General features: G+C 72.7%; 18 protein-coding genes. 4 read left to right on the plus strand and 14 right to left on the minus strand.

Annotated elements, in window-relative coordinates; genetic code table 11:
- The first annotated feature begins 37 nt into the window (after nucleotides 1–37).
- The 4 genes from ACYVKX_RS08475 (at nucleotide 38) to ACYVKX_RS08490 (ending at nucleotide 3,175) form a co-directional block, all read left to right on the plus strand.
- The gene (locus ACYVKX_RS08475; protein ID WP_460830684.1) at nucleotides 38–472 is read left to right on the plus strand and encodes a DUF5709 domain-containing protein; all 435 of its coding nucleotides are present in this window, start codon (nucleotides 38–40) and stop codon (nucleotides 470–472) included.
- A gap of 42 nt (nucleotides 473–514) precedes the next feature.
- On the plus strand, nucleotides 515–661 hold the full coding sequence (locus tag ACYVKX_RS08480) for a GPGG-motif small membrane protein (protein WP_460830687.1): 147 nt from the start codon (nucleotides 515–517) through the stop codon (nucleotides 659–661).
- Between the two features lie 80 nt (nucleotides 662–741).
- Nucleotides 742–1,608, plus strand: a complete 867-nt coding sequence (locus tag ACYVKX_RS08485) for a TIGR03619 family F420-dependent LLM class oxidoreductase (protein WP_460830691.1) — start codon at nucleotides 742–744, stop codon at nucleotides 1,606–1,608.
- Nucleotides 1,609–1,612: 4 nt separating this feature from the next.
- Entirely contained in the window at nucleotides 1,613–3,175 is a 1,563-nt protein-coding gene (locus ACYVKX_RS08490) for a phytoene desaturase family protein (protein ID WP_460830695.1), read from the plus strand.
- Here the strand turns inward: ACYVKX_RS08490 and ACYVKX_RS08495 are convergent.
- The 14 genes from ACYVKX_RS08495 to ACYVKX_RS08560 form a co-directional block, all read right to left on the minus strand.
- Nucleotides 3,135–3,746 (minus strand): response regulator, encoded by a 612-nt coding sequence (locus ACYVKX_RS08495; RefSeq protein WP_460830986.1) that lies wholly within the window; start codon nucleotides 3,744–3,746, stop codon nucleotides 3,135–3,137. The genes ACYVKX_RS08490 and ACYVKX_RS08495 overlap by 41 nt on opposite strands.
- 8 nt (nucleotides 3,747–3,754) lie before the next feature.
- Nucleotides 3,755–4,867, minus strand: a complete 1,113-nt coding sequence (gene macS, locus ACYVKX_RS08500; RefSeq protein ID WP_460830697.1) for a MacS family sensor histidine kinase — start codon at nucleotides 4,865–4,867, stop codon at nucleotides 3,755–3,757.
- Between the two features lie 131 nt (nucleotides 4,868–4,998).
- Complete coding sequence (locus ACYVKX_RS08505; protein ID WP_460830701.1) at nucleotides 4,999–5,343, minus strand: type II toxin-antitoxin system RelE/ParE family toxin; 345 nt, start codon at nucleotides 5,341–5,343, stop codon at nucleotides 4,999–5,001.
- Nucleotides 5,340–5,594, minus strand: coding sequence for a ribbon-helix-helix protein, CopG family (locus ACYVKX_RS08510; RefSeq protein ID WP_460830705.1), 255 nt, complete (start codon nucleotides 5,592–5,594; stop codon nucleotides 5,340–5,342). The genes ACYVKX_RS08505 and ACYVKX_RS08510 overlap by 4 nt, the downstream gene beginning before the upstream one ends.
- 37 nt (nucleotides 5,595–5,631) lie before the next feature.
- Complete coding sequence (guaA, locus tag ACYVKX_RS08515) at nucleotides 5,632–7,212, minus strand: glutamine-hydrolyzing GMP synthase (protein ID WP_460830707.1); 1,581 nt, start codon at nucleotides 7,210–7,212, stop codon at nucleotides 5,632–5,634.
- A 301-nt stretch (nucleotides 7,213–7,513) separates the two neighbouring features.
- Nucleotides 7,514–9,250 (minus strand): GMC oxidoreductase, encoded by a 1,737-nt coding sequence (locus ACYVKX_RS08520; RefSeq protein ID WP_460830711.1) that lies wholly within the window; start codon nucleotides 9,248–9,250, stop codon nucleotides 7,514–7,516.
- On the minus strand, nucleotides 9,247–10,869 hold the full coding sequence (locus ACYVKX_RS08525; RefSeq protein ID WP_460830713.1) for a succinic semialdehyde dehydrogenase: 1,623 nt from the start codon (nucleotides 10,867–10,869) through the stop codon (nucleotides 9,247–9,249). Before ACYVKX_RS08525 ends, ACYVKX_RS08520 begins: the two co-directional genes overlap by 4 nt.
- A gap of 17 nt (nucleotides 10,870–10,886) precedes the next feature.
- The gene (locus ACYVKX_RS08530) at nucleotides 10,887–12,329 is read right to left on the minus strand and encodes an aldehyde dehydrogenase (RefSeq protein WP_460830715.1); all 1,443 of its coding nucleotides are present in this window, start codon (nucleotides 12,327–12,329) and stop codon (nucleotides 10,887–10,889) included.
- A gap of 25 nt (nucleotides 12,330–12,354) precedes the next feature.
- Entirely contained in the window at nucleotides 12,355–13,476 is a 1,122-nt protein-coding gene (locus ACYVKX_RS08535) for a hypothetical protein (protein ID WP_460830720.1), read from the minus strand.
- Nucleotides 13,473–14,600, minus strand: a complete 1,128-nt coding sequence (locus ACYVKX_RS08540; RefSeq protein ID WP_460830723.1) for a phosphotransferase family protein — start codon at nucleotides 14,598–14,600, stop codon at nucleotides 13,473–13,475. Before ACYVKX_RS08540 ends, ACYVKX_RS08535 begins: the two co-directional genes overlap by 4 nt.
- A 334-nt stretch (nucleotides 14,601–14,934) precedes the next feature.
- Nucleotides 14,935–16,665 carry a glycerol-3-phosphate dehydrogenase/oxidase gene (locus tag ACYVKX_RS08545; RefSeq protein ID WP_460830725.1) on the minus strand — a complete coding sequence of 577 codons (1,731 nt, stop codon included), beginning with the start codon at nucleotides 16,663–16,665 and terminating at the stop codon, nucleotides 14,935–14,937.
- A gap of 29 nt (nucleotides 16,666–16,694) precedes the next feature.
- The gene (locus ACYVKX_RS08550; protein WP_460830727.1) at nucleotides 16,695–17,801 is read right to left on the minus strand and encodes a GuaB3 family IMP dehydrogenase-related protein; all 1,107 of its coding nucleotides are present in this window, start codon (nucleotides 17,799–17,801) and stop codon (nucleotides 16,695–16,697) included.
- Nucleotides 17,802–17,976: 175 nt separating this feature from the next.
- Nucleotides 17,977–19,479: an IMP dehydrogenase gene (guaB, locus tag ACYVKX_RS08555; protein WP_460830729.1), complete on the minus strand. Its 1,503-nt coding sequence runs from the start codon at nucleotides 19,477–19,479 to the stop codon at nucleotides 17,977–17,979.
- A gap of 26 nt (nucleotides 19,480–19,505) precedes the next feature.
- Nucleotides 19,506–20,363: a GNAT family N-acetyltransferase gene (locus ACYVKX_RS08560; protein ID WP_460830731.1), complete on the minus strand. Its 858-nt coding sequence runs from the start codon at nucleotides 20,361–20,363 to the stop codon at nucleotides 19,506–19,508.
- Nucleotides 20,364–20,379: the final 16 nt, after the last annotated feature.

Below are 20,379 nucleotides of genomic sequence, written 5' to 3' on the forward strand. Positions count from 1 at the left end.
GCCGGCGGGGCCCCGGGCCGCGAGTAGCGTGAGGGCCATGAGCCACGCAGACGGCGACCAGGAGAGCTACGGCGACTACAGCGTCGACGACGAGGACCAACCCGGCAACATCGAGGACCTCCCGGACGGGGACGTCGTCGACGAGCTGGACCGCGGCTACTCCCCGCCCGAGAGGTACTCCGCCGGCCAGGGCTACGGCAACACGCCCTGGGAGGAGGAGCACCGCGAGACCATCGACCAGCGGATCGGCCAGGAGGAGCCGGACCTCGACCCGTACGCCGAGGTGGAGACCGACTTCGTCGACGACGGCGAGGTCGGCGACCGCCGCGCCGGGCGCCTGGTCGACCCCGACCAGGGGCTCGGCGAGGACACCGAGAAGGACCTCGTGGGCAGCGACGTCGGCATCGACGGCGCGGCCGCCTCGGCCGAGGAGGCCGCGATGCACATCGTGGAGGACTATCCGCGCGACTGATCGGGTAACGCTCCCTCGACACCGAGAGGGAGGTACGTCGACATGGCATTCCTGCTGTGGGTCCTTGCCGTGATCCTCGTGATCGCCGGCATCGTCCAGCTGGTCAAGGGCGCGTGGCTCTGGGGCATCGTGCTGATCATCGTCGGCTTCGCGGTCGGCCCTGGCGGCTACAGCCTGTTCACGAGGTAGTCCCGATGGCGTGGGGGCGGCGCACCCCTTCGGGTCGACTCTTGATAGAACGCGTTCTAGTCGACGGCTAGGGTGGCGCCGTGCGCTTCTCGATCAGCACCGCCTTCCAGCCGGTCGACCACCTGCCCGTCCTCGCCCGCGCGGCCGACGAGCTCGGCTACCACTCGATGGCCGTGCCCGACCATGTGGTCGACCTCGAGGAGCTGGCGACGCCGTACCCCTACACCGCCGACGGCGGCCGCCGCTGGGGCCACGACGCGCCATGGCCCGACCCGTGGGTGCTCATCGGCGCGCTCGCGGCGGTGACCACGCGGCTGCGGTTCCTCACCAGCGTGTACGTGCCGGCGATCCGCAGCCCGTTCCAGGTCGCGAAGAGCGTCGGTACGGCGGCGGTGCTGTCGGGCAACCGGGTCAGCCTCGGCGTCGGCATCGGCTGGTGCCGGGAGGAGTTCGAGCTGCTCGGCGAGGACTTCACCACCCGCGGCAAGCGCACCGACGAGGCGCTCGCGCTGATGGCCGAGCTGTGGCAGCCCGGCTGGACCGAGTTCGAGGGCGAGTTCTACTCCGCGCCGCGGCTGGTCATGGAGCCGACGCCGACCGAGCGGATCCCGGTCGTCGTCGGCGGCCTCTCCGAGATCGCGTTCCGCCGCGCCGCCCGCCACGACGGCTGGGTCGGCGACATCTACGCGATCGACGAGGCGATCGCCCACGCCACCCGGCTCGCGGAGGTACGCCGCGAGCTCGGCGCCGAGGGCGACTTCTCGGTCTACACCGCGCTCAGCGACGCCTTCCTGCCCGAGCACTTCGAGCGCGCCGAGGCCGGCGGCGTCACCGACTGCTGGACGATGCCGTGGGCGTACTACCACGGCCTGGACTGCACCGTGGAGCAGAAGGTCGATGGACTGGAGCGGTTCGCGCAGGACGTGATCGCGCCGCTGGCACACTGACCGGGTGAGCCCGAGTCGCGACGCCGTCGTCGTCGGCGCCGGACCCAATGGCCTGGTCGCGGCCAACCGCCTGATGGACGCCGGCTGGTCCGTGCTCGTCGTGGAGGCACAACCGCAGATCGGCGGTGCGGTCGCGAGCGACCGCGAGGTGCATCCGGGCTTCGTGCACGACACGTTCAGCGCGTTCTACCCGCTCGCGGCGGCCTCCACCTGGGTGCGCGACTTCGAGCTGGAGCGGCACGGGCTCGCCTGGGTGCACGCCCCCGCCGTGCTCGGTCACTTCCTGCCCGGCTCGGACACCTGGGCGGTCCAGCACCGCGACCGCGAGGTCACCGCAGCCCTGATGGACGCACAGCACCCCGGCGACGGCGACGCCTGGCTCGCGCTCTGCGCGCAGTGGGACGCGATCGGGCCGGCGCTGCTGGACGGGCTGACCTCGCCGTTCCCGCCGGTGCGCGCGGGGCTCGAGGGGCTGCGCCGGCTGCCGGCTGCCGGCGGCGTGGGCGTCATCCGCGACCTGCTCGCCCCCGCGGCCGACCTCGCGCGGCGGCGGTTCGGCGGCGCCGGGCCGCGGCTGCTGCTCTGCGGCAACGCCGGGCATGCCGACATCCCGCTCGACGACCCCGGGTCCGGGCTGATGGCCCTGATCCTGACGATGCTCGGGCAGACGGTCGGCTTCCCCGTCCCGCGGGGCGGCGCCGGCGAGCTCGCCCGGGCGCTGGGCCGGCGGCTCCGCCTCGGCGGCGCCGAGATCCTGACCGGCCAGGAGGTGACCGCGATCGAGGTGACCGGCAGGCGGGCGCGGGCGGTCCGCACCGCGACCGGCGAGCGGTACGCCGCCCGGCACGCCGTCGTCGCCGACGTCTCGGCGCCAGCGCTCTACGACCGGCTGCTGCCGCCGGAGGCCGTGCCCGGGCGGGTGCGCCGCGGGATGCGCCGCTTCGAGCTCGACCCGGGGACGGTCAAGGTCGACTGGGCGCTCGGCGGTCCGGTCCCCTGGCGGATCGAGCCGCCGTACGCCGCCGGCACGGTCCACGTCGCCGACTCGGTCGACGAGCTGGCCGGTGCGCTGAGCGACGTGAGGGTGGGCCGGGTGCCGGGGCGGCCATTCCTGCTCACCGGCCAGATGACCACCACCGACCCGACCCGCTCCCCCGCGGGCACGGAGTCGATGTGGGCCTACACCCACGTGCCGCAGGGCGGCACCTGGGACGCATCGGCGTGCGAGCGGTTCGCCGACCGGATGCAGGCGCGACTGGAGGAGATCGCGCCGGGCTTCGGCGACCGGGTCCTCGCCCGCCGGGTGCTCGGCCCGAGCGAGCTCGAGGCCCGCGACGCGAACCTCCTCGGCGGCGCCGTCAACGGCGGCACCGCCCGACTGCGCCAACAGCTGGTCCTCCGCCCGGTGCCCGGCCTGGGCCGCGCCGAGACTCCCGTGCGCGGTCTCTTCCTCGGCTCGGCGTCCGCCCATCCGGGCGGCGGCGTCCACGGCGCGTGCGGGATGAACGCCGCCCGCGCCGCCATCGCTAGTCGCCGTCGAGACCCTGCTCGATGGCGTAGCGGGTGAGCTCGACCCGGTTGTGCATCTGCAGCTTGCCCAGCGTGTTCTGCACATGGTTCTGCACGGTGCGGTGCGACAGCACGAGCCGCTCGGCGATCTGCCGGTAGGACAGCCCCTTCGCGACCAGCTTCAGCACCTCGGTCTCGCGCTCGGTCAGGGGCGACTGCTCGGGATCGCGCTGGAACTCGCCGAGCACCAGCCCCGCCAGCCCCGGCGTGAAGACCGGCTCGCCGCCGGCCACCCGGCGTACGGCGTCCAGCAGCTCCTCGCGCGAGGCCGACTTCACCAGGTAGCCGGTCGCGCCCGCCTTCACCGCCGCCAGCACGTCGGCCTGCTCGCCCGAGGCGGAGAGGATCAGCACGCGCGTCTCCGGCGCGCGCTGGGCGATCGCGGCGGTCACCGCGACGCCGTCCGGCTCCGGGATCTGGAGGTCCAGCAGCACCACGTCGGGCCGCGCGGCCGGGAACCGCGCCATCGCCTCGCGGCCGTCGGCGGCGACCGCCACGACGTCCAGCCCGGCCTCGAGCAGGTCGCGCTCGACCGCGTCGCGCCACATCGGGTGGTCGTCGACCACCATCACCCTGGTCACAGGGTCGACCCCAGGGGTACGACGAGCTCCCACTCGGTGCCGAACGATCCCGTCGCCAGGTCGGCGGTGCCGCCGAGCTCGGCGATCCGCCCGCGGATCGACTCGGCGACGCCCAGCCGGCCCTGCGCCGCCGCCTCCTCCAGCCGCCCGGCGGGGATGCCGGGCCCGTCGTCGCGGACCGACAGCTCGACCCGGTCGGGGAACGCCTGCAGCAGCACCCAGGCCGGGGCGCCCTCGCCCACGTGGGCGCGGACGTTGTCGAGGCAGGCGCCGACCGCCGCGACCAGCTCGTGCGCCGTACCCGCCGGCAGCTCGACCGGGGCGCCCGGCGTCGAGACGGTGACCCCCGGGCGCCGTTCGAGAGCGGTCAGCTCGGCCACCAGGTCGACGGTGCCCTGCGCCATCGGGGTCAGGTCGTCCTGCGCGCGGATCAGCGCCCGCAGCCGGCGCTCCTGCTCGCCGGCCACCGAGCCCAGCTCGCCGCCGCGCCGCTGCACCAGCGCGAGCACCTGCAGCACGCCGTCGTGGACGGCGCGGGCCAGCCGGGCGCGCTCGGCCGCCACCGCCGCCGACCGCTCGGCCTCGTCGCGCTCGGTCGCCATCCGCTGGAGCGACCCGCACATGAAGCCGACGATCGGGCCGCCGATCACCAGCAGGAACGCGTTGCCGTAGTCGGACTGGCCGAGGTCCTGGCGCACCACCAGGTCGGCGGCGGCGAGCGTCGCTCCGGCCGCGAGCCCACCGACCAGCCGCCAGTGGACCGACCAGGCGATGAGGGCGCCCATCACCCAGAAGCCCGGCAGGCTCGCGCTGAACCCCTCGCCCTTGACGACCGGGCTGGCCAGCAGCATCCCCAGGGCGATCGCCAGGTCCGCGACCAGCAGCGGCGGCGTACGACGCCGTGGCTCGGCGTACACCCAGACCGCGAAGCCGGTCCACAGCACCATGACCACGAGGCAGGCGACGCCGACGGCCGGGCGCTCGAAGTTGTCGTAGCGGTAGAGCGTGAGCGCGACCGTGTTGGCGATCAGCACGGCGCGCAGCACCGCGAGCGCGTGGAACAGCCGGCTCTCGACCGCGACCGCGGCGGGCGACGTCCGGGGGCTCACACGGGGCAGTGTCGCAAATGATCCGAGCATGCGTGCGTGGTGAGTACCCCACCCCGGACATGGAGGAACCGCCGGGGTCTCGGGTCCCCGGCGGTTCGAGAGGAACACTACCGGCCGGATCGGCTCGCTGTTCACGATTTCGCGCAAGAAATCCGCAAGACCGGTGGATCACTCGGTACGTGGCGGGAGAGGCTCGGCGTCTGGCGCTCACGAGCGGCGTGGACGATCCGCAGCACCTCGATGGAGTCGGGCCCGAGGACCCGGTAGAAGACCCCGTACGGGAAGCGGCGCATGCGCGCCCGGCGTACCCCCGGGAAGCCCTCGACCGGTGGCGCGCCGTTCGGGAACGCCTGCATCCGCTCGATCACGCGGTCGAGATCGGCGAGGAGGCCGGCACTCAGCCCGTCGTCGTGCCCGTAGTACTCCCGAGCGCGCTCCAGATCCCGGATGGCAAGGCGACCGAGCCGGACGGTCACGCGTCCGGCCACAGCTCCCGCCGCACCTCGGCCCAGGACCTCGAGGGGTCGGGCTCCTCGTGGAGGGCATCGAGCGCCTCGACCAACGCGCGGCGCTCGTCCTCGGTCGGCATGTAGACCGGCTCCCCGAAGTGGGTGCGCAGTGCCTCCTGGATCACCTCCGAGCGCGTGCGATGCTCGATCGCCCGGGCCTGCTCGACCAGTTCGTACAGCTCCTCCGGCAGCGTCACCGCCACCTTCTTCACCGCCATGCCGACCTCCTCGGTATGACAGGAGCATACCGAGGCGTCACTCCCACTCGATGGTGCCGGGCGGCTTCGAGGTGATGTCGACGGTGACCCGGTTGACCTCGCGCACCTCGTTGGTGATCCGGGTCGAGATCCGCTCCAGGACGTCGTAGGGCAGCCGCGCCCAGTCCGCGGTCATCGCGTCCTCGGACGTCACCGGCCGCAGCACGACCGGGTGGCCGTAGGTGCGGCCGTCGCCCTGGACGCCGACGGAGCGTACGTCGGCCAGCAGCACGACCGGGAACTGCCAGATGTCGCGGTCCAGCCCGGCGCGGGTCAGCTCCTCGCGGGCGATCGCGTCGGCCTCGCGCAGGATGTCGAGCCGCTCGCGGGTGACCTCGCCGATGATCCGGATGCCGAGGCCGGGGCCGGGGAACGGGTGTCGCCACACGATCTCGGCCGGCAGGCCGAGCTGCTCACCCACGAGACGGACCTCGTCCTTGAACAGCGTGCGCAGCGGCTCCGCCAGCTCGAACTCGAGGTCGTCGGGCAGGCCACCGACGTTGTGGTGGGACTTGATGTTGGAGGTGCCCGCTCCCCCACCGGACTCGACGACGTCGGGGTAGAGCGTGCCCTGCACGAGGAACGCGACCTTGTCGCCATCCTGGTTCACCGAGTCCCCCAGGATCTCCGCCTCGGCGGCCTCGAACACGCGGATGAACTCGCGGCCGATGACCTTGCGCTTCTCCTCCGGGTCGCAGACGCCGGCGAGCGCGTCGAGGAACCGCTTCTCGGCGTCGACGACCTTGAGGTCCACGCCGGTGGCGGCCACGAAGTCGCGCTCGACCTGCTCGGTCTCGCCCTGGCGCATCAGGCCGTGGTCGACGTACACGCAGGTCAGCCGGTCGCCGATCGCGCGCTGCACGATCGCGGCGGCGACCGCGGAGTCGACGCCGCCGGAGAGGCCGCAGATGGCCCGGCCGCGGTCGCCGATCTGGGCGCGGATCGCCTCGATCTGCTCCTCGACGATGTTGACCATGGTCCAGGTCTGGCGGCAGTGCGCGATCTGGACGAGGAAGTGCTCGAGCACCCGCTGGCCGTGCTCGGTGTGCAGCACCTCGGGGTGCCACTGCACGCCGGCGAGGCCGCGGTCGACGTCCTCGAACGCCGCCACGGGGGTCTTCTCCGTCGACGCCAGCACGGCGAACCCGGCCGGCGCCGCGGTCACCGAGTCGCCGTGCGACATCCAGACCGTGTGCTGCGCCGGGATGTCGGCCAGCAGGGTGCCCGGGTCGGTGACCTCGACGGCCGTCCGGCCGTACTCCCGGGAGCCGGTGTGCGCGACCTCGCCGCCCAGTCCGCGCGCCATCAGCTGGAAGCCGTAGCACATGCCGAACACCGGCGTACCGCTCGTGAAGATCGCCGGGTCGATGCTCGGCGCGCCCTCCTCGTAGACCGACGACGGGCCACCGGACAGCACGATCGCCCGGGGCTTGCGGGCCAGCATCTCCGCGACCGCCGTCGTGTGCGGCACGATCTCGGAGTAGACCCGCGCCTCGCGCACGCGCCGGGCGATCAGCTGGGCGTACTGGGCCCCGAAGTCGACCACCAGGACCAGATCGTGCTCCGCCGCCTGACTCATGGGCCGAGCCTATCGGGGCTGAGCGGGTCGTCCGCCTCTGGCGGCCGTATGCACCGCCCTCAGGCGGACGACCCGGCGTGCAACAGGGGAAACGCATCAGGGCCCGGCCGGGGAGGGAGGGATGGCCGGGCCCTGACCGTCCACGCATCTGCTGGACAGAGCCTGGACAGGGGACCCGGCGGTGGGAGGGAGCTTGTTGACCGGGTCCGCTCGTCTCAACGACCCGTCCAGACGGCGGTTACGGGGTCCGGCGCGCCAGTTCCCGGGAGTTTCGAAACCCTCCGTCCGGAGGCTCCAGACGTCAGCCGACGCCGACGATCGGCAGCCGCAGCGCCCCCGGGGCGTCGTCGGGGACGACCGGGGCGGCGGGCGCGACCGGCGAGATCCGGCGGTACGCCGCCCCCAGCTCCGGCCGGGGGTCGGCCTCGCCCCGGTTCGGCCAGAGCGACATGGCGCGCTCGGCCTGGGCGGTGATCGTGAGCGACGGGTTCACGCCCAGGTTGGCGGTGATCGCCGAGCCGTCGGCGACGTGCAGGCCGGGGTGGCCGTAGACGCGCTGGTAGGGGTCGACCACGCCGGTCTCGGCGGAGTCGCCGATCGGGCAGCCGCCCAGGAAGTGCGCGGTGAGTGGCCGGTTGAAGGCGTCGCCGATCGCGCTGCCCGGGAAGCCGCCCATGATCTCGGCCATCCTCCGGATCGCCTCGTTGCCGGCCGGGATCCAGGTCGGGTTGGGGACGCCGTGGCCCTGCCTCGACGTCAGGTAGCGCCGCTTCGTGCCCGGGATCCGCTTCGTGTACGTCGTGATCGAGTTGTCCAGGCTCTGCATCACCAGCGCGATGACCGTGCGCTCCGACCAGTGCCTCATGTCGTAGAGGTTCGCGACCTCGCGGCGCTGCCGCCACATCTCGCGCAGCCAGGTCCGCCACCGCGGCTCGTCGCCGTCGCCGTCGGTGAGCACCGACTGCAGCAGCGACATCAGGTTGCTGCCCGGGCCGTAGCGCACCGGCTCGATGTGGGTGCTCTCGTCGGGGTGGAAGCTCGACGTGATCGCGATGCCCTGGCTGTAGTCGACCGTGGCGTCCGGCGCGATCGCGCCGCCGATCGACTCCGAGTTCGTGCGCGAGAGGTGGCCGAGCCGCGCCGAGAGCCGCGGCAGGTGGCCCTCGTCGCGCATCCGGTGCAGCAGCCGCTGGGTGCCGAGCGCGGACGCCGCGAACACCACCTGCTCGGCGGTGAGCACCCGCCGCGAGATCGCCCGGTCGACCTTCGCCTTCGTGTAGCGGACGTGCACGTCGTACCCACCGCCCTCGCGCGGCCGCACCCGGGTCACCGTGGTCAGCGGCAGCACCTTCGCGCCGTTCCGCTCGGCGAGGTAGAGGTAGTTCTTGACCAGGGTGTTCTTGGCGTTGTGGCGGCAGCCGGTCATGCAGGAGCCGCAGGCGATGCAGGTACGCCGGTCCGGGCCGGCGCCGCCGAAGTACGGGTCGTCGACGGTCTGGCCCAGGCCCGCTCCCGGGCCGCCGAAGAAGACGCCGACCGGGGTCGGGTGGAAGGTGTCGCCCACGCCCATCTCGGCGGCGACCTTCTCCATCACCTCGTCCGACGGCGTGCGCAGCGGGTTCTCGACCACGCCGAGCATCCGCTTCGCCTGGTCGTAGTACGGCGCCAGCTCGTCGCGCCAGTCGGTGATGTGGCTCCACTGCGAGTCGGCGTAGAACGCCGGCAGCGGCTCGTAGAGCGTGTTCGCGTAGACCAGCGACCCGCCGCCGACGCCCGCTCCCGAGACGATCAGGCAGTCGGCGAGCGCGTCGATGCGCTGGATGCCGTAGCAGCCGATCTCGGGGCGGAAGAGGTACTTCGTGGTCTCGAACGAGGTCTCCGGCAGGTCGTCGTCCTCGAACCGAGCGCCCGCCTCGAGCACGCCGACCCGGTAGCCCTTCTCGGTCAGCCGCAGTGCGGTGACCGACCCGCCGAAGCCGGACCCGACGACCAGGACGTCGTAGTCCGTCCCGGTGGTCGAGCCGGTCGAGACCGTCACGCTCGGCCCAGCTTCCTCATCAGCCGCAGGTTGGCGTTCATCACCTTCGCGTAGGCCTGCTCGGACATGCCGAACTGCGGCGCGAACCGGATCAGCCGCTGGGTCGCGACCGACTGGGTCTCGGTGTAGCGCCAGATGCCCTCGCCGCCCTGGCGGCGGCCCATGCCGGACTCGCGCATGCCGCCCATCGGGGCGTCCAGGCTGGCGAACGTGGCGGCGAACGCCTCGTTGATGTTGACGGTGCCGCACTTGACGAACTGCGCGATCGCGCGGGCGCGGGCGCCGTCCTGGGAGTAGATGGCGGCGTTGAGGCCGTACTGCCCGTCGTTCGCGCGGGCGATCGCGTCGGCCTCGTCGTGGAACCGGTAGAGCGAGACGACCGGGCCGAAGGTCTCCTTGCCGAAGCAGGTCATGTCGGGGCTGACGCCCTCGAGGATCGTCGGCTCGAAGAAGTACGGGCCGAGGTCGGGGCGGGCCCGGCCGCCGGTGAGCACGCGGGCGCCCTTGGCGACGGCGTCCTCGACGTGGGCGGTGACGGTGTCGAGCTGCGCCTGCGAGATCAGCGGGCCCATGTCGTTGCCCCAGTCCATGGTCGCGCCCAGCGTCATCGCCTCGGTGCGGGCCACGAACCGCTCGACGAACCGGTCGTAGACCTGGTCGGCGACGAAGATCCGCTCCATCGAGACGCAGAGCTGGCCGGAGTTGGAGAAGGACGCGCGTACGGCGCCCTCGGCCGCCTTCTCCAGGTCGGCGTCGCGCAGCACCAGCAGTGGGTTCTTGCCGCCCAGCTCGAGCGAGCAGCCGATCAGCCGGTCGGCGCAGCCCTTCGCGATGACCCGGCCGGTGGCGGTGGAGCCGGTGAAGCAGACGTAGTCGGCGCGCGCGACGATGGCCCCGCCGATCTCGGGGCCGGGGCCGGCGACGACCTGCCAGAGGTCGCTCGGGAAGCCGGCCTCCTCCAGCAGCTCCTTGGCGAGCAGCGCGCTCAGCATGGTCTGCGCGTCGGGCTTGGCGACGACCGCGTTGCCGGCGAGCAGCGCCGGGAGGCCGTCGCAGAGCGCCATCGTGAACGGGTAGTTCCACGGCGAGATGATGCCGACGACGCCCTTGGGGACCCGGTTGACCTCGACCCGGGTCAGACCGGGCACCACGCCGATCTTGCGCTGGGTGTCGAGGTGCCGGTGCGCCGTACGCCCGTAGTAGCGGGCGGTGAGCGCGACGTGCAGCGGCTCGTCGAAGGCGTGCTTGCGCGCCTTGCCGGACTCCAGCTGGATCAGGTCGATGATCTCGTCCTGGCGGTCCAGGATCAGGTCGTGCAGCCGCAGCAGCGCCGCCGCGCGCCGGTCGAGCGGCGTGCGCGACCAGGCGAGCTGGGCCTTGCGGGCGCGGGCGAACGCCGCGGCGACGTCCTCCTCGCTCGATTGCGGGACGTGCGCCAGCGGCGCGTCGTCCAGCGGAGAGCGCACCTCCGCCGTCCGCCCGGTGGTCGCCACCAGCCGCGCGGTCAGCGCGGCGGTGTACTCCGGCTCCAGCGCGTACGACGCACGCGGGTCGTGCTCGGGGTCGTGCGGCCCGTCGACGACCGGGCCACCGGACGGGGTGGGGTTCTGGGCGCTCATGTACCCGAGAGTAACCGCTACGGCTTGTAGATGGATTTCAGCTCCGTGTAGTGGGCCAGGCCCTCGGGGCCGAACTCGCGGCCGACGCCCGAGCTCTTGAAGCCGCCGAACGGCGCCGCGAAGTCCATCGTGTAGGTGTTGACGCCGTACGTGCCCGTGCGCACCCGGCGCGCGACGTCGAGCCCGGCGTCGACGTCACCGGTCCACACGGTGCCGGCCAGGCCGTACTCGGAGTCGTTGGCGATCCGGACCGCGTCGTCGACGTCGTCGAACGCGATGACCGACAGCACGGGGCCGAAGATCTCCTCCTGCGCGATCCGCATCCGGTTGTCGACGTCGGCGAAGACGGTCGGACGGACGTACCAGCCCGAGGAGAGGCCGTCGGGCATGCCGTTGCCGCCGAGGACGACGCGGGCGCCCTCCTCCTGGCCGAGCGCGATGTACTTCTCGACGCGCTCCTGCTGCCGCTGCGCGACCATCGGGCCGATCTCGGTGGCCGGGTCCATCGGGTCGCCGACCTGCATCGCGCCCACCGTCTCGGCCAGCGCGTCGACCACGGTGGCGTAGTTGGCGCGCGAGGCGAGGATGCGGGTCTGCGCGACGCAGGCCTGGCCGGAGTTCATCAGCGCGGTGAACTTCAGGCCCTCCATGGTCGCGGCCAGGTCGGCGTCGTCGAGCACGATCGCGGCGGACTTGCCGCCGAGCTCGAGCGAGACGCGCTTGAGCTGCTCGCCGCACACCGCGGCGATCCTGCGGCCCGCGGCGGTCGAGCCGGTGAACGCGACCTTGTCGACGCCGGGGTGCGCGACCAGGTGCTCGCCGACTTCGCGGCCTGCGGCCACGATGTTGACGACACCGGCCGGCACGCCGGCCTCCTGGAGCAGCTCGGCCATCAGGTAGGTGTCGAGCGGGGTCTCCGGCGCCGGCTTGACCACGATCGTGCAGCCGGCCAGCAGCGCCGGGACCAGCTTGGACATGATCGTGAACTGCGGGACGTTCCACGGCGGGATCGCCGCGACCACGCCGACCGGCTCGCGGCGTACGACGACGTCGGAGCCGAGCACGCCGGCGCGGGTCTCCTCCCACGGATACGCGCGGGCGATGCCGAGGAACGCCTCGATCTGCATCCACGGCGCGGGCGCCTGGGCGAGGTTCGAGAACGACACCGGGGCGCCCATCTCGGTCGAGATCAGCTCGGCCATCTCGCCGAGCCGGCCGGCGTACAGGTTCGAGAAGCCCTGCACGACCTCGATCCGCTCCTCCGGCGACATCCTCGGCCACGGGCCGTGGTCGAAGGCGTTGCGGGCCGCGGCGACGGCGGCGTCGATGTCGGCGGTGCTGCCCTCCGGCACGGTCGCGACGACCTGCTCGGTGTGCGGCGAGACGACCTCGATGAGGTCGCCGGTGGCGGGGGCGGCCCAGTCGCCGTCGATGAAGAAGGCGTCGCGGTCGAGGGTCATGGGATCTCCTGGGTGTCGACGGGTGTCACGGGGCGAGGGTGAAGAAGTCGGTGAAGCCGGAGGGATCGTGCCGGCCGATGCAGAAGTGCTCGAAGAGGCCGAAGCCCTCCTGGGCGTCGACCCCCTCCTCGTGGCAGAGGGCGCGGCCGACATGGTCGACGCAGCCGAACATGAAGCGGCCCTGCACCGCGTCGTCGGCCAGGTCGTAGGTGACCCGCTCGGCGAAGCCCTCGCCCTTCCACATGCCGTGGATCCAGTCCGGGTCGCCGCCGTAGCCGCCGCCGACGTGGAGGGGTACGGCGAGCCGCGACTCGACCTCCAGGACGACCGGCGTGCCCACGGGCGTCGCGCACCGGATGGTCGCGCCGGCCGGCGTGCGGGTGCCGGACCGGTAGTGCACGTCGATGACCGGCCAGCCGAGCTGCTCGACCCGCCCGTCGTTCCAGACGCGCGTGCAGTCGTTGAGGGTCCGGAAGCCGTCCGGGCTCTCCTGGACGATGACGACGACGGCGTACTCCTCGAACTGCAGGGGGACGTAGAGCCACCACATCCCCTCGAACGGCGGGTCCGAGGGCGCTCCTGGGGGCTCCGCCTCCCCGACGGGGCGGATCCCCCAGGAGCGGTCGCGGCTGCCGAGCCAGACGTCCGGGTCGACGGCGATCTCCTCGCCGTCGATGACGATGGTGCCGCTCCAGGTGCCGAGCTGCGCGAACCGCTGCGCGTCGAGGGTCACCCGGCTGCCGCTGCGCAGCACATGGGGCTGCTCCTGCACGACCTCGCAGGTGCCGTCCCAGGTGAGGTCGACGGCCACGCCCTCGGTCTCCTCCATCACGATCCGCAGCCGGCGCAGCGGGTCGGGGACCTCGATCCGGTAGCTGCCGACCCGCGGGCTCATCCGGTCCTGGTCCATCAGGTCCGAGAGGTGTACGGCGGTCTGCCGGCCGTCGCGGGCGACGAGGACGAACGCGTCCTTGGTGCCGAGGTTGGGGTAGTAGCCCAGGCCGGTGACCACCATGATGTCGCCGGTGCGGTCGTGGGCGTTGAAGTAGTAGCGGTCGTAGAAGTTGCGGTCGCTGCTGTCGGCGTAGGCCAGCGGGAGCGGCGCCTGGTGCAGCGGGAACTCGTCGAGCGCGATGATGTCGCTCACGCGCCCGCCTCCTCGAGCAGCCGGTCGAGCAGCGGCTTGTGGTGGAAGAGCGACTCGATGTCGTCGGGCCGCTCGATCTCGCCGAAGTGGATCTGCCGGGCGCCGGTGCGCATGAAGACGATCGCCCACTGGACGCCGTTGTAGACGTGGTACCAGTGCAGGTCGCCGAGCTCGACGCCGGCGATCCGCTCGTACTCCGCCCTGATGTCCTCCTCGCGCAGGAAGTGCGGCATGCCCGGCAGCTCGAGCATCCCGGCGATCGCCTCGAACACCCGGTGCGCGAACACGATCCACGACACGTCGAGCTCGCGCGGGCCGATCGCGGCCATCTCCCAGTCGAGGACGGCGACCGGCGCGAAGTCGCGGTACATCATGTTGCCGATCCGCGCGTCGCCCCAGGCGAGCACGGCCTCGTCGGTCTGCGGGGTGTTGGCCTCGAGCCAGGCGAGCGCGCGCTCGACGGTCGCGGAGCGGCCGATGTCGGCGACGGCGAAGTCGTACCAGGCCCGCGTGCGCGCGACGTTGCGCTCCAGCAGGGTGGCGCCCTCGTGGTGAGGTGCGAGGAACGCGAAGGTCCGCTCGGCGTCCGGGATGGCGTGCAGCCTGGCCAGCACCGCGACGCTGTTGTCCTGGAGCCGCCGCTGGTCCCCGTGGCTCGCGTCGTGCAGCCAGTTGTCGCCGAAGTTGTAGGGCAGCACGTCCTGCGGCACGACACCCTCGACCCGGTCCATGAGGAAGAACGGCGTCCCGAGCACGTCCCCGGTCGGCTCCATCCAGCGCACGGCCGGCACGGGGACGTCGGTCAGCTCCCCGACGAGCCGCATGGCGTCGTACTGGTCCTGGAGGGCGTAGTTCGCGAAGACCGGCAGGTCCTCGGCGGCCGGAGCCACCCGGGCGACGTACTCCCCGTGCCGGCTCTCCCCGCCCTCGGTCCAGTCGACGTCGAGGACGATCGTCTCCGAGCTCATGCCGTTGGCGTCGATGCCGCTGTGGAGCGTGACGACCGGGTCCGCGCCGTCCGGGAGGACCGTCGCCAGCCACGCGGCCAGCCGGCTCGGCAGGGTGCTCGGGTCCCTGCTCGAGCGCCGCATCCTCATGTCGGCCGGCGGAGGCGCCTGGGTCACGTTCCCTCCCTGGACGGTGCTGTGACGGGGTCTCAGCATCGGTGGAACGTGTTCTAGTTGTCAACGGTGGGGCTAGTGAGGGGCGGGACGGGCATCGTCATATCAGCGCAATTGCGCCGGGATGGCAGCCGAGCCGGGGCAACCACTGCCACAACAGCGCAATTGCGCCGTCATGACAGCCGGACCCGAGCAGACACTGTCAGAACAGCGCAATTGCGCCGGGATGGCAGTCAGGACGGCCCAGACACTGCCCTCACGACCAGCCCGCGCGACCTCCCCACCAGCCCCCGGGAACGACGGTCCAGAGGAGCGTCGTCCCGGCGGGCGCGCCCGCTCACACGATGTCGCGCACCGACACCCGGGCCTCGTCGGCCTCCTGGTCGGTGGGCTGGAGCTGGGAGCGGCGCTCGGCCTCGACCCGGCGCAGGTAGTGGTCGACCTCGTCGGCGGTGCGGTCGGCGTCCCAGCCGAGGGCGCCGGCCATCAGCGCGGCGACCGCAGGGGCGGCGGACACGCCGCGGTCGAAGGTCTCGATGGAGATGCGGGTACGGCGGGTGAGCACGTCGTCGAGGTGGCGGGCGCCCTCGTGGGTGACGGCGTAGACGACCTCGGCGGCGAGGTAGTCCTCGGCGCCCTCCAGCGGCAGGCCCAGCGACCGCTCGGAGGAGATCAACGAGAGCAGGTCGTCCACGAGGCCGCCGTACCGCCCGAGGAGGTGGTCGATCCGGGCGACGTGCAGGCCACTGCGGCGGGCCAGCAGCACCCGCTGGTTCGCGCGGGTCTCCCACTCGGCGGCGCCGACGAGCGGCACCCGGTCGGTGATCGAGGGCCGCACGGCGGAGCCGAGTCCGCCGGAGGCCAGCGAGTGGGCGGCGGCATCGACGGCGTCGCGGCCCATGACGCGGTAGGTCGTCAGCTTGCCGCCGGCGATCATGACCAGGCCGGGCACGGGCGTGACGACGGTGTGCTCGCGCGAGATCCGCGAGGTCGGCTCGGACTCGCCGGAGAGCAGCGGGCGCAGCCCGGCGTACACGCCCTCGACGTCGGAGTGGTCGAGCGGCTCGCGCAGGATCGCGTTGACGTGGCCGAGGACGTAGTCGATGTCGGCCTTCGAGGCGGCCGGGTGCGCCTTGTCCAGCGACCACGGGGTGTCGGTGGTGCCGATGATCCAGTGCCGGCCCCACGGGATCACGAACAGCACCGACGTCTCGGTGCGCACGATGAAGCCCGCCTCCGACCGGATCCGGTCGCGCGGCACCACCAGGTGGATGCCCTTCGACGCCTGCACGTGCAGCGAGCCGCGCCCGCCGACGAGCTCCTGGATCTCGTCGGTCCACACGCCGGCCGCGTTGACGACCACGCGGGCCCGCACCTCGAGGTCGGTGCCGTGCTCCAGGTCGCGCGCGCGTACGCCGACCACGCGCTCGCCCTCGCGCAGGAACCCGGTCACCTTGACCCGCGTCGCGACGTGCGCGCCGTGGGCGGCGGCGGTGCGGGCGAGGGTCACCACGAGGCGGGCATCGTCGACCTGGCAGTCGTAGTACCTGATCGCACCGCTGAGGGAGGCCGGGTCGAAGTCTGGGGCGATCCGCCGCACCGATCGCCGCGAGAGGTGGCGGTGCCGCGGCAGGCCGGAGCCATAGCGCCCGGCGATCGCCATGGCGTCGTACAGCGCGAGGCCGGCGCCGACGTAGGGGCGCTCCCACCCGCGGTGCGTGAGCGGGTAGAGGAACGGCACGGGCCGGACCAGGTGCGGCGCCAGCCGGGTCAGCAGCAGCCCGCGCTCCTGGAGCGCCTCGCGGACCAGCCCGAAGTCCAGCATCTCCAGGTAGCGCAGCCCGCCGTGGATCAGCTTGGACGATCGCGACGACGTGCCGCTGGCCAGGTCGCGCTGCTCGAGCAGCCCGGTCGAGAGGCCGCGGGTGACCGCGTCGAGCGCGGTGCCGACGCCGACGACACCGCCGCCGACCACCAGCACGTCGAGCTCGGGCTGGCCGCCCGGGCCCTGCATCGCCGCGAGGGCGTCGTCACGGGCCGCGGGGCTCAGGGCGCTGGTCCGGCTCATGCGCCCAGTCTCGCAAAGCGGGCCGGCCGCTACTCGACCACGACCTCCACGCGCTGGAACTCCTTGAGCTCGGTGTAGCCGGTGGTGGCCATCGAGCGGCGCAGCGCGCCCATCAGGTTCATGGTGCCGTCGGCGACCCGCGAGGGGCCGAAGAGGATCTCCTCGATGGTGCCGACGGTCCCGAACTGCACCCGCTGGCCGCGCGGCAGGTCGTGGTGGTGCGCCTCGGTGCCCCAGTGGAAGCCGCGGCCCGGGGCGTCGGTCGCGCGGGCGAACGGCGAGCCGACCATCACGGCGTCGGCGCCGCAGGCGATCGCCTTGGCGACGTCCCCGGACTTGCCGATCGAGCCGTCCGCGATCACATGGACGTAGCGGCCGCCGGACTCGTCGAGGTAGTCGCGCCGGGCGGCGGCGACGTCGGCGACCGCCGAGGCCATCGGCACCGCGACGCCGAGGACGGTGCGGGTGGTGTGCGCCGCTCCCCCGCCGAAGCCGACGAGTACGCCGGCGGCGCCGGTGCGCATCAGGTGCAGCGCCGCCTGGTGGGTGGCGCAGCCGCCGACGATCACCGGCACGTCGAGCTCGTAGATGAACTCCTTGAGGTTCAGCGGCTCGGCCTGCGACGACACGTGCTCTGCCGACACCGTCGTGCCGCGGATGACGAACATGTCGACGCCGCCGTCGACGACCGCCTTCGCGAACTCCCTGGTGCGCGCCGGCGACAGCGAGCCGGCGACGGTCACGCCGGACTCGCGGATCTCGCGCAGCCGCTCGACGATCAGCTCGGCCCTGATCGGCTCGCGGTAGATCTGCTGGAGTCGCGCGGTGGCCTCGGCGCCCTGGAGCCCGGCGACCTCCTCGAGCAGCTCGGTCGGGTCCTCGTAGCGGGTCCAGATCCCCTCCAGGTTGAGCACTCCGAGGCCGCCGAACCGGCCCAGCGCGATCGCGGTCGCCGGCGACATCACCGAGTCCATCGGCGCCGCGAGCACTGGGAGCTCGAAGCGGTAGGCGTCGATCTGCCAGGCGGTGCTGACCTCCTCCGGGTCGCGGGTGCGCCGCGAGGGCACGATCGCGATGTCGTCGAAGGAGTAGGCCCGACGGGCCCGCTTGGCCCGGCCGATCTCGATGTCCGTCACCGACCCAGACTATCGAGAACCCCCGGGCAACCCTCCGGGCGTCCCGGCCGGTCGGAGGGGTATGAACACCCGGGTGAGCGCCGCGACGGATTTCGACGGGTTCGTCGCGGCACGCTCGACACGACCGCTGCGGGCGTCGTACCGGCCGGCGTAGTCCACGGCCCAGCGCCGTAGGTCAGCGGCCGGAGTAGTTCGGCGCCTCGACGGTCATCTGCACGCCGTGCGGGTGGCTCTCCTGGAGCGAGGCCTGGGTGATCCGCACGAAGCGGCCCTTGTCCTGCAGCTCGGGGACGGTCCGCGCGCCGACGTAGAACATCGACTGGTTGAGGCCGCCGATGAGCTGGTGCGCGACGGCGGCGAGCGGGCCGCGGTAGGCGACCTGGCCCTCGATGCCCTCGGGGACGATCTTGTCGTCGCTGGCGACCTCGGCCTGGAAGTAGCGGTCCTTGGAGTAGGACTTCTTGCCGCGGCTCGACATCGCGCCCAGCGAGCCCATGCCCCGGTAGGACTTGAACTGCTTGCCGTTGACGAAGACCAGCTCGCCCGGCGACTCCTCGCAGCCGGCCAGCAACGAGCCGACCATGACCGTGTCGGCGCCGGCGACGATCGCCTTCGCGATCTCGCCGGAGTGCTTGAGGCCGCCGTCGGCGATCACCGGGACGCCGGCCGGCTTGCAGGCCAGGGCGGCCTCGTAGACCGCGGTGATCTGGGGTACGCCGACGCCGGTGACCACGCGGGTCGTGCAGATCGAGCCCGGGCCGACGCCGACCTTGACGGCGTCCGCGCCCGCGTCGACGAACGCCTGCGCGCCCTCCTTCGTGGCGACGTTGCCGCCGACGACCTGGACGTGCCGGGTGGCCGGATCGGTCTTGAGCCGCCGGACCATGTCGAGCAGCATCGTGACGTCGCCGTGCGCGGTGTCCGCGACCAGCACGTCGACGCCCGCCTCGACGAGCGTGGTGGCGCGCTGCCAGGCGTCGCCGAAGTAGCCGATGGCCGCGCCGACCATGAGCCGGCCGGCGGCGTCGTACGACGCATGGGGGAACTGCTCGCCCTTGACGAAGTCCTTGACGGTGATCAGGCCGGCCAGGTGGCCCTGGACGTCGACGAGGGGGAGCCGCTCGCGCTTGTGCCGGCGCAGGAGCACGGTGGCGTCCTCGCGGCTGATGTCGGCCGGAGCGGTGATCAGCGGCATCGGCGTCATCACCTCGTCGACCTTGGTCGTCGCCCACTCCGCGACCGGGGTGAAGCGCAGGTCGCGGTTGGTGATGATGCCCAGCAGTCGCTGCTCGCCGTCGACGACCGGGAAGCCGGAGACGCGGTACTCGCCCGCGAGCCGGTCGAGCTGCTCCAGCGTCGCGTCCGGGCCGATCGTGACCGGGTTGGAGATGATGCCGGTCTGGGTCCGCTTCACGAGGTCCACCTGGTAGGCCTGGTCCTCGATCGAGAGGTTGCGGTGCAGCACGCCGAGGCCGCCCTGGCGCGCCATCGCGATCGCCATCCGCGACTCGGTCACGGTGTCCATCGCGGCGCTGACGAGCGGCACGTCGAGGCTGATCTCCCGCGTGAGGCGGGTCCGCATGTCGATGTCCGTCGGCGCGAGGTCGGAGTGGCCCGGCAGCAGGAGGACGTCGTCGTAGGTCAGGCCCAGGCTGGCGAACTTCTCGGGTACCTCCACTCCCCCAGCCTACCGGCGGTGCTTCCCTACGAGCGGATCGGCTTGAGGTCGCGCACGGCGATCCGCACGGTGAGGGTGTCGCCGGCCATCCGGATGCGACCGCGCAGGCCGGCGGCCATCACCATCGGCAGCACCGCCTGGTTGTCGGCCCGGGTGGAGAGCACGATCTCCTCGACGCCCATGCCGTGCGCGAGGCGGGCGGCGTCGACGAGCAGCCTGGTGCCGATGCCGCGGCGTTGGAAGGCCGGGTCGACGTCGAGGTCGACGGCACCGTCGACCCGCACAACCGCCCGGCCCACCACGCTCTCCCCGACCACGGCGGAGACCGAGTCCGCCGCCACGACGTACTCCGGGGCGACGCCCGTGGCGACCCGCCGGCCGCCGCCCGGGGCGGTCGCGCGGTCCCGCTCGAGGACGTCGGTGACCAGGTCGGCGATCGCCGCGCCCCGGGCGTGCTCGGTGGCGGTGAACGGCGCGGTGCGGCTCACCTGCACCTGCACGTCGCCGACGGTCATCTCCATCACGTCCTGCGCGGCCGCGCCGGCCTCGGCGTCGAAGAGCCGGGCCACCACGTCGGGGAACGACGCCGGCCGGGCCAGGATCGAGCGCGCCGCCTGCACGTAGCGGGTGGGCTGGTCGGTGAGCGCGGCCTCGGTGCAGGGCGCGGCGCTGACCGAGTGCGCACCGGAGCGGCCCAGCAGCGCGGCGATCTCCGTCTCGGACCAGCCGTCCGGGGTCTGCAGCACGAGCTCGTCGGTGACCGACTCGACGCCCGGGAAGATCTGCAGCCCGAGGATGTTCACCCCGGCCTCGCCGCAGCTCGCTGCCAGAGCGGCCAGCGCCCCGGGGCGGTCGGGCAGCGTCGTACGAACTCTCCACAGCATGGGGTCAGCGTCTCCT

Source organism: Nocardioides hungaricus, assembly GCF_054782915.1.

What these genes read in the sequence shown, in the direction of transcription:
- ACYVKX_RS08530 (WP_460830715.1), bottom strand. Translation starts at nt 12,329, where the DNA reads ATGACCCTCGACCGCGACGCCTTCTTCATCGACGGCGACTGGGCCGCC.
- ACYVKX_RS08495 (WP_460830986.1), bottom strand. Translation starts at nt 3,746, where the DNA reads ATGGTGGTCGACGACCACCCGATGTGGCGCGACGCGGTCGAGCGCGAC.
- ACYVKX_RS08545 (WP_460830725.1), bottom strand. Translation starts at nt 16,665, where the DNA reads ATGAGCCGGACCAGCGCCCTGAGCCCCGCGGCCCGTGACGACGCCCTC.
- ACYVKX_RS08525 (WP_460830713.1), bottom strand. Translation starts at nt 10,869, where the DNA reads ATGAGCGCCCAGAACCCCACCCCGTCCGGTGGCCCGGTCGTCGACGGG.
- ACYVKX_RS08560 (WP_460830731.1), bottom strand. Translation starts at nt 20,363, where the DNA reads ATGCTGTGGAGAGTTCGTACGACGCTGCCCGACCGCCCCGGGGCGCTG.
- ACYVKX_RS08480 (WP_460830687.1), top strand. Translation starts at nt 515, where the DNA reads ATGGCATTCCTGCTGTGGGTCCTTGCCGTGATCCTCGTGATCGCCGGC.
- ACYVKX_RS08510 (WP_460830705.1), bottom strand. Translation starts at nt 5,594, where the DNA reads ATGGCGGTGAAGAAGGTGGCGGTGACGCTGCCGGAGGAGCTGTACGAA.
- ACYVKX_RS08475 (WP_460830684.1), top strand. Translation starts at nt 38, where the DNA reads ATGAGCCACGCAGACGGCGACCAGGAGAGCTACGGCGACTACAGCGTC.
- guaA (WP_460830707.1), bottom strand. Translation starts at nt 7,212, where the DNA reads ATGAGTCAGGCGGCGGAGCACGATCTGGTCCTGGTGGTCGACTTCGGG.